12 protein-coding genes are annotated in these 11,900 nt (G+C 71.7%); 6 read left to right on the top strand and 6 right to left on the bottom strand.

Translation table 11 applies throughout. From position 1 onward, the window contains the following. The gene (locus A8W25_RS23380; RefSeq protein ID WP_067164629.1) at positions 1–351 is read left to right on the top strand and encodes a PadR family transcriptional regulator; all 351 of its coding nucleotides are present in this window, start codon (positions 1–3) and stop codon (positions 349–351) included. After that, positions 348–1,121 (top strand): hypothetical protein, encoded by a 774-nt coding sequence (locus A8W25_RS23375; protein ID WP_067164627.1) that lies wholly within the window; start codon positions 348–350, stop codon positions 1,119–1,121. The genes A8W25_RS23380 and A8W25_RS23375 overlap by 4 nt, the downstream gene beginning before the upstream one ends. Before the next feature lie 156 nt (positions 1,122–1,277). Here A8W25_RS23375 and A8W25_RS23370 read toward each other — a convergent pair whose 3' ends face one another. Further along, positions 1,278–2,111, bottom strand: a complete 834-nt coding sequence (locus A8W25_RS23370; RefSeq protein WP_067164625.1) for a helix-turn-helix transcriptional regulator — start codon at positions 2,109–2,111, stop codon at positions 1,278–1,280. A 124-nt stretch (positions 2,112–2,235) separates the two neighbouring features. On the opposite strand from A8W25_RS23370, the gene A8W25_RS23365 reads away from it, so the two are divergent. Further along, positions 2,236–3,084 (top strand): NAD-dependent epimerase/dehydratase family protein, encoded by an 849-nt coding sequence (locus tag A8W25_RS23365; RefSeq protein WP_067164623.1) that lies wholly within the window; start codon positions 2,236–2,238, stop codon positions 3,082–3,084. A gap of 42 nt (positions 3,085–3,126) precedes the next feature. On the opposite strand, the gene A8W25_RS23360 is transcribed toward A8W25_RS23365, so the two are convergent. Then, positions 3,127–3,669: a GNAT family N-acetyltransferase gene (locus A8W25_RS23360; RefSeq protein WP_067164621.1), complete on the bottom strand. Its 543-nt coding sequence runs from the start codon at positions 3,667–3,669 to the stop codon at positions 3,127–3,129. Positions 3,670–3,735: 66 nt separating this feature from the next. Between A8W25_RS23360 and A8W25_RS23355 the strand changes: the two genes are divergently transcribed. Beyond that, on the top strand, positions 3,736–4,440 hold the full coding sequence (locus tag A8W25_RS23355) for a nitroreductase family protein (protein ID WP_067164619.1): 705 nt from the start codon (positions 3,736–3,738) through the stop codon (positions 4,438–4,440). Positions 4,441–4,559: 119 nt separating this feature from the next. Next, positions 4,560–5,426 (top strand): alpha/beta fold hydrolase, encoded by an 867-nt coding sequence (locus tag A8W25_RS23350; protein ID WP_067164617.1) that lies wholly within the window; start codon positions 4,560–4,562, stop codon positions 5,424–5,426. Between the two features lie 79 nt (positions 5,427–5,505). Here A8W25_RS23350 and pruA read toward each other — a convergent pair whose 3' ends face one another. Together pruA and A8W25_RS23340 are read right to left on the bottom strand one after the other, a co-directional pair. Beyond that, complete coding sequence (pruA, locus tag A8W25_RS23345; protein ID WP_067164615.1) at positions 5,506–7,137, bottom strand: L-glutamate gamma-semialdehyde dehydrogenase; 1,632 nt, start codon at positions 7,135–7,137, stop codon at positions 5,506–5,508. Positions 7,138–7,171: 34 nt separating this feature from the next. Then, positions 7,172–8,098, bottom strand: a complete 927-nt coding sequence (locus A8W25_RS23340) for a proline dehydrogenase family protein (RefSeq protein ID WP_067164613.1) — start codon at positions 8,096–8,098, stop codon at positions 7,172–7,174. Positions 8,099–8,282: 184 nt separating this feature from the next. Between A8W25_RS23340 and A8W25_RS23335 the strand changes: the two genes are divergently transcribed. Beyond that, complete coding sequence (locus A8W25_RS23335; RefSeq protein ID WP_067164611.1) at positions 8,283–9,455, top strand: PucR family transcriptional regulator; 1,173 nt, start codon at positions 8,283–8,285, stop codon at positions 9,453–9,455. On the opposite strand, the gene A8W25_RS23330 is transcribed toward A8W25_RS23335, so the two are convergent. Next, complete coding sequence (locus A8W25_RS23330; RefSeq protein ID WP_067164609.1) at positions 9,444–10,052, bottom strand: TetR/AcrR family transcriptional regulator; 609 nt, start codon at positions 10,050–10,052, stop codon at positions 9,444–9,446. The two genes, A8W25_RS23335 and A8W25_RS23330, sit on opposite strands and share 12 nt — an antisense overlap. A 124-nt stretch (positions 10,053–10,176) precedes the next feature. Further along, positions 10,177–11,766 carry a phosphoglycerate dehydrogenase gene (gene serA, locus A8W25_RS23325; protein WP_067164607.1) on the bottom strand — a complete coding sequence of 530 codons (1,590 nt, stop codon included), beginning with the start codon at positions 11,764–11,766 and terminating at the stop codon, positions 10,177–10,179. Positions 11,767–11,900: the final 134 nt, after the last annotated feature.

Below are 11,900 nucleotides of genomic sequence, written 5' to 3'. Positions count from 1 at the left end.
ATGGCCGCAGACCGCAGATCCAGTTGGCTCAAAGGCGTCCTCGACCTCCTCGTTCTCTCCTGCCTCACCGGGGGTGAGAGCTACGGCTACGAGATCTCCAAGACCCTGGCCACGGCCGGGCTCGGAGAGATCAAGGGCGGGACCCTCTATCCCGTCCTGAACCGGCTCGAAGAGGCCGGGCTCGCCGTCGGGGAGTTCCGCGCCGCCGAGCGCGGGCCGGGCCGCCGGTACTACCGGCTGACCGAGGAGGGCCACCGGGCACTCGCCGAACAGGGCGCGTCCTGGCTGGAGTTCCACACCGCCGTACAGACCATGCTGACCAGCGCGACACCAGGGGGACGAGCGTCATGAGCGAGCAGAGCGACTACTTCGGGGCACTCACCGAGAAGCTGCGCGCCGGTGGGATGCGGCAGAGCGAGGTGGCGGCGACCGTCGCCGAGCTCACCGGCTATCTGGCGGAGTCGGGGTCCGCCGACCCGTACGAGGAGTTCGGCGCGCCGGAGGACTTCGCGGCCCGGCTCACGGGGGGCCGGGCCGCGCAGGAGCCGGGCGCGGAGGCGGAGACCTGGAAGTGGACCGCCGACATCTACACCGACCGCAAGCACCTCAACCACTACGGCGACCAGGGCTGGGAGGTCGAGGGCCTGGACCGGGTCGGCCGGTTCGTCTGCCGCCGCGACCCGGCGGCGGCGATGCGGTGGGAGTACCGCCGCGAGAGCGCCAACAGCGCGGCCGAGCGCGAGTCGGTCACGGCCGGGCTCGCCCCGGACGGCTGGGAGCCGTGCGGGCAGTGGATGTTCTTCATGTACTTCAAGCGCCCCAAGGCGGCGAGCGCCGGGCCCGCGGCCGGACTCGACGAGCTGGTGGCACCGCCCGCCAAGCAGCTGTTCCTCAGCGGCATGTACCGGGGCAAGCTCAAGCAGATGATCGCGGCGGGCGTCGCCTCGGGCACGGTGACCGCCCTCGCCATCCACTACGCGGGCGAGGGAGCGGCCTACGGGGCGCTCATCGGCGCGGCGGTGACCCTGCCGGTGGCGCTGGTGCTCGCCTGGCAGCGCGTCAAGCGCGAGGTCGCGAAGGGCGTCGAGGACCCCGGCCCGATCCCCCGCACAGCCGCGTGAAGGCAGGCGGACGGCACCGATCAGCCGCAGGGGTTCGCGGCACTCGGCGCGGGCGCGCCGGTGCACCGGCCCCATCGAGACCGGGAGGCGTCGGTCAGGGGCCGGCCAGTGAGTGGCCCGACCGGTCAGGGGGCCGATCGGTCAGGGGCCGATCGGTCAGCGGCTGACCGTCAGGTCCTGGAGGCCCACCACCCGTAGCAGTTCCAGGCGCTGGTGGGACTCCGTGCCCGGGCGGGCCGAGTGCACCACCAGGAACTGGCCCTCGCCGGAGCTGAGCAGCACCTCGCAGTCCAGCTCCAGGAGGCCGACCACGGGGTGGAGGAACCGCTTCACCTTGGCGTGCCGCGTCTCCACCTCGTGCTCGTTCCACAGCGCGGCGAACTCCTCGCTGATCGCCCGCAGTTCGGCCACCAGCGCCGCCGGCTCCGGGTCGTCCGGGCGGGCCGCGAGCACCGACCGCAGCTGGGCCACATGGCTGCGGGCGTGCTCGGCCTGGTCCTCGGGCGGGAAGAGCCGGCGCAGCACCGGCTCGGTGAAGTAGCCGCGGATGATGTTCCGGCCCGGACCGGCCTCGCCGACCAGCGCGGCCGCCATCGCGTTCTGGGCGAGCACCTCGCCCCAGTCGCTCATCACCTGCGCGGGCGCGTCGTGCAGCCGGTCGAGGATCAGCATCAGCCCCGGGCGCACATGGACCGAGCCGTGCCGCTCGCGCGGGGGCTCCTCCCCCGCGAGGTGGAAGAGGTGATCGCGCCCGTCCCGGCTGAGCCGCAGCGCCCGCGCCAGCGCGGTCAGCATCTGCCGGGACGGGCGCGAGCCGCGGGCCTGCTCAAGCCGGGTGTAGTAGTCCACCGACATCCCGGTGAGCTGGGCGACCTCTTCCCTGCGCAGCCCGGCCGTCCGGCGCCGGGGCCCGGCCGCGAGGCCGACGTCCGACGGTTCGAGACGGGCCCGGCAGTGCCGCAGGAAGTCCGCGAGTTCTTCTCTGTCCACGTCCCCAGCATGACGGTCGGTACCCACAGGTATCCAGGGAGTGCCGCTCCCTGGATGAGGACGTCCCTCCCGCCGCCGGCCGGCTCGCGCCACGCTGGGGCCAGGCAATCGAGAGGAGCGCGTGATGCGGATTCTGGTGACGGGGGCGACGGGCGAGGTCGGCCGCAGGTTCGTGCCGAGGCTGGTCCAGCGGGCCGACGTGGTGCGGGTCCTGGTGCGCGACGAGGCCCGCGGCGCCGCCCTCGGCGCCCATGAGGTGGCGGTCGGCGATGTGCGCGACGAGGAGGCGGTGCGCAAGGCGCTGGCGGGGGTGGACGCGGTGGTGAACCTCGCGGTGGCCTACCGCGACGTGCCGGACGAGGAGAACCGCGGGGTCAACCGCGACGCGGCCCTCGCGCTCGGCCGGGCGTCGCTGGAGGCCGGGGTGAGCCGGTTCGTCCAGGTGTCGTCGAACCTGGCGTACGGCCTGGGGCGCGGGCGCCCGCTGACCGAGGACGACGCGCCGCTGCCCGGCGGCCCGCTGTGGGGGACGTACGCGGAGTCCAAGGCGGCCGCCGAGGAGGGCCTGTTCGCCCTGCACCGCGAGCACGGTCTGGACGTCCGGGTGGGCGCGCTCGCCTTCGTCTACGGCGAGGGCGACCCACATCTGGCGCACTCGGTGCACTGGGCGGGCCAGTGGGCGGCGCACCAGCGGCTGCCGATGGTGCACCACGCGGACGTGGCACAGGGTCTGACGCGGCTGCTGTACGCGCCGGGGGTGGCGGGCCGCAAGTACAACATCGCGGACGACTGCCCGGTGACGGCGGTCGAGCTGCACCAGCTCAACGGGGTCGAGGTGCCGCCGGAGCTGGCGCAGCGCACCGACCCGGACCCGTTCTACACGATCGTGTCGACCCTGCGGATCCGGGACGAGCTGGGCTTCCGCCCGCTGTACCCGTCGGTGTGGACGGCCCGGGACGCGGGCGTCCTGTAGGGCCCGTCCGGTGGATCCGGCCGCCGTCGCCGCGGCCCGCCGTCACAGCACGTCGCCGTCCCGCCAGTCGAAGACCAGCGGCTGCGCGGGGTCGGGCAGTGCGCCGCCCGCGGCCGGGCGGAGGTAGGTGGTGCCCTCCTCCTCGGCGAGGCGCACCACCCCGTCCGGGCTCAGCACTTCGATCCGTCCGGGCCAGACCTGCCAGCCGCGCGCCCGGTAGAGCGCGGCGCCCTCGTCGGAGGCGGAGAGGGCGCCGAACTCGTACGCCTCGTCGATGACGTGCTCCAGGGCTGCCATGACCCGCCCGCCCAGCCCCTGGCGGCGCCGGTCCTCGCGCACGGCGACGGCCTCGACGTAGCCGACGCGGTAGGACCGGCCGCCGTGCAGCACCCGGCGCATGATCACGCTGCCGTGCGCGGCGAGCCCCTGCTCGTCGTCGAGGAACGAGTGGACGCCGCCGAGGCCGTGGTCCCAGTCCTGGTCGCTGAAGTCCCCGTCGAAGGCGGTGTCGAGCAGTGCGCGGATCCTCGGCAGGCCGTCCGGGCCGAGCTGCGAGGTGTGCGCGGTGTGCTGAGACTCAGTCATGGGCCCACTGTGGCAGGCCGCTTCGCGCTCTTACGCGCCGGGCGCGGCTGCTCCAGACTCGCTTTCATGTCACCCTCCCCGCAGCAGCAGTGGACGCCCACCCACGGCGAGCCCTACCGCCCGGTCCCCTACCGCCCCGCCCGGATGCCCGCCACCGAGTCCCTGGCGCGAGCGGCCCGGCTGCGCACCACCATGGACGAGCGCCGGACCGTACGGCAGTTCTCCCCGGACCCGATCCCCGAGCAGGCCGTCCGGGACGCCGTCGCCTGCGCGGCGACCGCCCCTTCGGGCGCGCACCAGCAGCCCTGGACCTTCGTCCTCGTCCGCGATCCGCAGATCCGGCGGCGGATACGGGAGGCGGCCGAGCACGAGGAGCGGGTCTCCTACGACGGCCGGCTCGGCGAGGAGTGGCTGGCGGCGCTGCGCCCGCTGGGCACGGACGCCGTCAAGAGCCATCTCACCGACGCCCCGGCCCTGATCGTGGTCTTCCAGCAGCGCTACTGGCTGGCCGAGGACGGCACCAAGCACAAGCACTACTACGTGGACGAGTCGGTCGGGATCGCGGTCGGGATGCTGCTGAGCGCCCTGCACCAGAGCGGTCTGGCCGCGCTGGTCCACACCCCGAGCCCGATGCGGTTCCTGCGCGAGGTGCTGGGCCGCCCCGTCAACGAGAAGGCGTTCGCGGTGATCCCGGTCGGCTATCCGGCGCCGGAATGCGAAGTCCCCGACCTCGTGAGGAAGTCACTGGAGCAGGTGCTGGTGGAGATCTGACCCCGGCTCCACCCCCCTCTCACCCCTAACCCTTCTAAAACACTTGACCGGTTAGAACGGTTCATGGTTGGCTGCTCACGTACCGAGCGAACCGGTCAACCGAGCATGAGGGGTTAGAAATGAGCGCGGAGCAGATCCACTACCGGACCGTGGCCGTCGGCGGCCAGGAGATCTTCTACCGGGAGGCGGGGTCGCCCGACGCCCCCGCCCTGCTGCTCCTGCACGGCTTCCCCACCAGCTCCCACATGTTCCGCGACCTGATCCCCGAGCTGGCCGCCCGCTACCACGTGATCGCCCCGGACCACCTCGGCTTCGGCCGCTCCTCGGCGCCCTCGGCCGAGGAGTTCGCGTACACCTTCGCCCATCTGGCCGCCCTGACCCTGGAGTTCACCGAGGAGATCGGCCTCACCCGGTACGCGCTCTACATCCAGGACTACGGCGCGCCCATCGGGCTGCGGCTGGCGCTGAAGCACCCCGAGCGCGTCACCGCGATCGTCACGCAGAACGGCAACGCGTACACCGAGGGCCTGGGCGAGGCCTGGGAGGCGCCGCTCGCGCTGATCGCCGGGCGCACGCCCGAGACCGAGGCGCCGGTGCGCGAGATCCGCTCCCTGGAGGGGATCAAGTGGCAGTATCTGCACGGCCTCCCGGACCCGTCCCTGGTGAGCCCGGACGCGTACCACCACGACGCGGCGCTGATGGCCCGCGACGGCCAGGACGCGATCCAGCTCGACCTGATGGCCGACTACGGCTCCAACTTCGACCTCTACCCGGCCTTCCAGGAGTACTTCCGCACCAGCGGGGTCCCGCTCCTGGCCACCTGGGGCGCCCACGACGAGATCTTCGTCCCGGCCGGGGCGCTCGCCTTCCTGCGCGACCAGCCCGAGGCGGAGGTCCACCTCCTGCCCACCGGCCACTTCGCCCTGGAGACGCACGCGGCCCAGATCGCCTCGCTGATCGACGACTTCCTCACCCGGAAGCTGTGAGCCACCGGGGAAATGGAAACCGCCCCCGTCCTCGGTTGGGGGACCAAGGACGGGGGCGGGGTTCAGAGATGACTACGTGTCAGCCCATGTGGGGGTACGTGTAGTCGGTCGGCGGGACCAGGGTCTCCTTGATGGCGCGGGTCAGCGTCCAGCGCATCAGGTTCTGGGGGGCGCCCGCCTTGTCGTTGGTGCCCGAGGCGCGGCCGCCGCCGAAGGGCTGCTGGCCGACGACGGCACCGGTCGACTTGTCGTTGATGTAGAAGTTGCCCGCCGCGTAGCGGAGCTTGTCCATCGTGTACGCGGCCGCCGCGCGGTCATGGGAGATGACGGCGCCGGTGAGGGCGTAGTCGGAGACCGACTCCATCTGCTCCAGCATCTCGTCGTACTTCTCGTCGTCGTAGACGTGGATCGCCAGGATCGGGCCGAAGTACTCGGTCGTGAAGACCTCGTTCTCGGGGTCCGAGCACTCGATGACGGTCGGGCGGACGAAGTAGCCGACCGAGTCGTCGTAGGTGCCGCCGGCCACGATCGTGCAGGAGGCGTCGGCCTCGGCGCGGTCGATCGCGGCCTTGTTCTTGGCGAACGAGCGCTCGTCGATGACGGCGCCGATGAAGTTCGACAGATCGGTGACGTCACCCATGGTGATGCCGTCGACCTCGGCCGCGAACTCCTCCTTGAAGCCGTCGTTCCAGATCGAGGCCGGGACGTACGCACGCGAGGACGCGGAGCACTTCTGGCCCTGGAACTCGAAGGAGCCACGGGTCAGCGCGGTCTTCAGGACGGCGCGGTCGGCGCTGGGGTGCGCGACGACGAAGTCCTTGCCGCCGGTCTCGCCGACCAGACGCGGGTAGGTGCGGTACTTCTCGATGTTGGTGCCGACCGTCTTCCACAGGTGCTGGAAGGTCTTGGTGGAACCGGTGAAGTGGATGCCCGCCAGGTCGCGGTGGTTCAGCGCGATCTCGGAGACGGCCAGACCGTCACCGGTGACCAGGTTGATGACGCCCTTGGGCAGACCGGCCTCCTCCAGGAGCTGCATCAGCAGCACGGCGGCGTGGGTCTGGGTCGGGGACGGCTTCCACACGACCACGTTGCCCATCAGGGCCGGGGCGGTCGGCAGGTTGCCCGCGATGGCCGTGAAGTTGAACGGCGTGATCGCGTAGACGAAACCTTCCAGCGGACGGTGGTCCATCCGGTTCCACACGCCCGGGGAGTTCGCCGGGGGCTGCTCGGCGAGCAGCTGACGGGCGTAGTGGACGTTGAAGCGCCAGAAGTCGACGAGCTCGCACGGGGTGTCGATCTCGGCCTGCTGGGCGGTCTTCGACTGGCCGAGCATCGTGGAGGCGGCCAGCGTCTCGCGCCAGGGGCCGGCGAGCAGCTCGGCGGCGCGCAGGATGATCGCGGCGCGGTCGTCGAAGGACATCGCACGCCACGCCGGGGCGGCGGCGAGCGCGGCGTCGACCGCGTCCTGCGCGTCCTGCGTGGTCGCGTTGGCGTAGGTGCCGATGACGGCCTTGTGGTTGTGCGGCTGCACGACGTCGAAGCGCTCCCCGCCGCCCATCCGCTTCTCGCCGCCGATGGTCATCGCCAGCTCGATCGGGTTCTCGGCCAGCTCCTTGAGCTTGGCCTCCAGGCGCGCGCGCTCGGGCGAACCCGGGGCGTAGCCGTGCACCGGCTCGTTGACGGGAGCGGGGACCTGGGTTACAGCGTCCATGAGTCTCTGAACTCCTTGATGAGGGGTGGTGGGCTCAGCCCTTGGTGAGGATGGAGCGGGCGAAGAAGAGCAGGTTGGCCGGCTTCTCCGCCAGACGGCGCATGAAGTAGCCGTACCAGTCGGTGCCGTACGCCGTGTAGACGCGCATCCGGTGGCCCTCGGCCGCGAGCCGGACGTGCTCGTCGCTGCGGATGCCGTACAGCATCTGGAACTCGTACTCGTCCAGCTTGCGCCCGGCGCGGCGCGCGAGCTCCTGGGTGATGGCTATCAGACGGGGGTCGTGCGACCCGATCATCGGGTACGCCTCGCCGTCCATCAGGATCTTCAGGACGCGGACGTACGCCTTGTCGATCTCGCCCTTGTCCTGGTACGCGACGGAGGCGGGCTCCTTGTAGGCACCCTTCACGATCCGGACCCGGCTGCCGGCGGCGGCCAGCCGGCGGGCGTCCTCCTCGGTGCGGAAGAGGTACGCCTGGATGACGCAGCCGGTCTGCGGGAAGTCCTTCCGCAGCTCCTCGTGGATGGCGAACATCGAGTCGAGGGTGGTGTGGTCCTCGGCGTCCAGGGTGACCGTGGTGCCGATGGCGGCGGCGGCCTCGACGACCGGGCGCACGTTGGCGAGGGCGAGCTCGTGGCCGCCGTCCAGCGCCTGGCCGAACATCGACAGCTTCACGGACATCTCGGCGCGGGTGCCGAGGTCCAGGTCCTTGAGGCGCTCGACCAGCTGGAGGTAGGCGTCGCGCGCGGCGTACGACTGCTCCACGGTGGTGATGTCCTCGCCCACCACGTCCAGGGTGACCTCCAGGCCCTTGCCGGCGGCGTCCTTGACGATCGGCACGACCTGGTCGACCGTCTCCCCGGCGATGAACCGGTCGACGACCTGCTTGGTGCCGGGGGCGGCCGAGATGAAACGGCGCATCTTGTCGCTGCGCGACGCGGCGAGGATCACGGGACCCAGCACGGGGCACCTCCATGGAAAGGGGTAGCAGGGGGCCGAAACCCGACGATCCGGGAACGGCACGGAGAACCACCGTGAAACCTAAGGATCCTTCCGATCCTCGGCCATCGACACCTGTCACGCATCCGTGCCCCGCATCTCAGACAGATGTCTGAAGGCGGCGCCGAAGTGCGCGAGAATGGCTGCTGTGAAGGGCGACTACCAGGACCTGGTCGATGAGATCTCGGCGCTGCTCGGTGCCCCCGCGACCCTGGAGGACCGGGACTTCGGGCTGATCGCCTTCGGTGCGCACGACTCCGAGGACGACTCGGCCATGGACCCGGTGCGCACCCGCTCGATCCTGACCCGCCGCTCCACCCCGGCCGTCCGCGCCTGGTTCGAGGGGTTCGGCATCACCCGCGCGACCGGCCCCGTCCGCATCCCGGCCGCCCCCGAGGCGGGCGTCAACCGCGACCGGATCTGCCTTCCGGTGCGCCACCGGGGCGTGGTGCTCGGCTACGTGTGGCTCCTGGACGCCGACCCCGGGCCGGACGAGGACCGCCTCGCCGCCGCGATGGAGGTGGCCTCCCGGATCGGCGGACTGCTCGCCGACGAGGCACAGGCGGGCACCGACCTCTCCCGTGAGTTCCGGGCGGCCCTGACCGCCGGACGGGGCTGGCAGCGCGACACCGCGACGGCGGCCCTGCGGGCGGCGCTGGGCCCGGACGCGGACGGTCTGCACGCGGTGGTCTGCGTCAGCCCCTGGCCCCAGGAGACGCCGTCGGTACGGACCGTCCCCGGGACGGCGGCGCTGTGCACGGTGCCGTGGGGGGCGCACGGCGAGGAGGCGGCGGGTGAGCCCGCGGCCCCGCGCGGCCAGGTGCTCGGCGCGCTCGTCCGGCTCCGCTCGGCCGACGCGCCGGCGCCCGCGCTGACCGCCGCCGAGCGGCTGCGCGCCACGGCGGGGCCGGGCGCCGCGGCCGGGGTCGCGCTCGCCCGCCGGGGCCTGGGCGAGCTGCCCGCCTCCTGGCACGAGGCGGCCTCGGCGGCCCGGGCCGCACTGGCCGAACCGGGGCTCGGCCCGGTCGCCCAGTGGGCAGGGATCGGCCCGTACCGGCTGCTGACCGCGCTCCCCGACACCGCGCCCCAGGACGTGGCGGTCCGCGCCCTGCTCACCCCGGCCCACACCGAACTGGCCCGCACCGCCGAGGTGTTCCTCGACTGCGCGGGCCAGGCGGGCCGTACGGCGGCGGCGCTGGGCATCCACCGCCAGACCCTCTACTACCGGCTCTCCCGGGTCGAGCAGCTCACCGGCCTGGACCTCGACGAGGGCGAGGACCGGCTGCTGCTGCACATGGCCCTGAAGGCCTCACGCCTGTGAGGGCTTGCCCTCACCGTTCCCGAGTCCGGCGGAGGCGATGAGCCGCCGCAGCCCCTCGGTCAGTTCGGCCGCACTCGCCGCCGTCCCCGGGTCGAAGGTCCACTGGGCGATGAGCCCCATCATCATCGTCATATAGAGCTTGCCGAGCGTGTCGACCTCGTCGTCACCGACCTCGGACTCCTCACCGCCCATGAACATGGGGATGATGCCGCGCGCACCCTCGCGCTGGGCCTGCGCCAGATGGTCGCGGACCCCCGGCAGCTGGTCGCCCATGGCGATGATCTCCATGCTGAGGTGCCACATCGAGCCGGGCTGCTCCATGGTGGCGATGATGTTCGACCACACCTCCTGGAAGCGCTCCAGGGAGCCGGGCGCGGTGGCCGCCACCTGCTCGGGCGCGTCGAAGGCGACGGAGACGCCCTCCACCAGGGCGATGTACGCCTGCGCGAGCAGTGCGTCCTTGGAGCCGTAGTGGTAGCCGATGGACGCCAGATTCGTCCCCGACTCCTTGACGATGTCCCGCGCGGTCGTCCGCGCGAAGCCCTTCTCCAGGAGGCAGCGCTTGGCGCCCTCCAGCAGATCCTCACGGTGTCCCATGCGGGGAGCCTACCTGGTTTTATACATCTGTGTAATACGTGCGTATGGCGGGGTCGGCGCTTCGCACCGGAGGCGGTCCTTCGACCGCGGACCGTGCGTGGCCGCACGGTCCGCGGTCGAGGGATCAGACCAGGTTGACCGACCGCGCGGACGTCGCGCCGATCGTCTCCGCGACCTCCGTCAGCACCGGCTGCGGCACCGTGTCGTCCACCGTCAGGACCGCGAGTGCCTCGCCGCCCTCCTCCGCGCGGGCGACCTGCATACCGGCGATGTTCAGGCCCGCCTCGCCGAGGATCTGGCCGACCGTGCCGACGACGCCCGGACGGTCCTCGTAGCGCAGCACGACCATGTGGTCGGCGAGCGCCAGGTCCACGTCGAAGTCGCCGATCGCCACGATCTTCTGGAGGTGCTTGGGGCCCGCCAGCGTGCCGGAGACCGCGACCTCCTCGCCGCCCGAGAGCGTGCCGCGCACGGTGACCACGTTGCGGTGGTCCGGGGACTCGCTGCTCGTGGTCAGACGCACCTCGACACCGCGCTCCTGGGCGAAGAGCGGGGCGTTGACGTAGCTGACGGTCTCGTCGACCACGTCCTCGAACACGCCCTTGAGCGCGCTGAGTTCTAGCACCTTCACATCGTGCTGGGTGATCTCGCCGTACACCTCGACGTCGAGGCGGACCGCCACCTCGCCCGCGAGCGCGGTGAAGATCCGGCCCAGGCGCTCCGCGAGCGGCAGACCCGGCTTGACGTCCTCGGCGATGACACCGCCCTGCACGTTGACCGCGTCCGGCACCAGCTCGCCGGCGAGCGCCAGGCGCACCGAGCGGGCGACCGCGATACCCGCCTTCTCCTGGGCCTCGTCGGTGGAGGCACCGAGGTGCGGGGTGCAGACGACCTGGTCGAGCTCGAAGAGCGGGGAGTCCGTGCAGGGCTCCTTCGCGTACACGTCCAGGCCCGCGCCCGCGACGCGGCCCTCCTTGAGCGCCGAGTACAGCGCGGCCTCGTCGACGATGCCGCCGCGCGCCGCGTTCACGATGCGGACGTGCGGCTGGACCTTGTGGAGCGCCTCGTCGCCGATGAGACCGAGGGTCTCGGGGGTCTTGGGCAGGTGCACGGTGATGAAGTCCGCGACCTGGAGCAGCTCGTCGAGGGTGAGGAGCTTGACGCCCATCTGCGCGGCGCGCGCGGGCTGCACATAGGGGTCGTACGCGACGATCTTCATCCCGAAGGCCGACATGCGCTGGGCGACCAGGACGCCGATGCGGCCGAGGCCGACCACGCCGAGGGTCTTCTCGCTCAGCTCGACGCCGGTGTACTTGTTCCGCTTCCACTCGCCGTTCTTCAGCGCGGTGTTGGCCTGCGGGATGTTGCGCGCGGTGGCGACGAGCAGGCCGCAGGCGAGCTCGGCGGCGGTGACGATGTTGGAGGTCGGGGCGTTGACGACCATCACGCCGGCCTTGGTGGCGGCGGAGACGTCCACGTTGTCCAGGCCCACGCCCGCGCGGGCGACGACCCTCAGCTTCTTCGCGGCGGCTACGGCCTCGGCGTCGACCTTGGTCGCGGAACGGATCAGGATCGCGTCCACGTCGGCGATGGCGGGCAGCAGTTCGGCGCGGTCGGCTCCGTTGCAGTGCCGGATCTCGAAGTCCGGACCAAGGGCGTCGACGGTGGCGGGCGACAGCTCTTCAGCGATGAGTACGACAGGTTTCGAGCTCACGTGAGTCCTCACAAGTCCAATGCGGACGGCCGTCCCGACGGCCGCAGGCGGTGGAGGGTGCTAGCCGCGTGGAAGACGCACGACGCTGTGGGCCTGACGCGATGTGTTTGAGCAGCAGTGTAGTGGTGCTCCAG

Source organism: Streptomyces sp. ERV7, from assembly GCF_001653515.1.
GTDB lineage: Bacteria > Actinomycetota > Actinomycetes > Streptomycetales > Streptomycetaceae > Streptomyces.
This window is presented reverse-complemented; position numbering and strand designations above follow the sequence as displayed.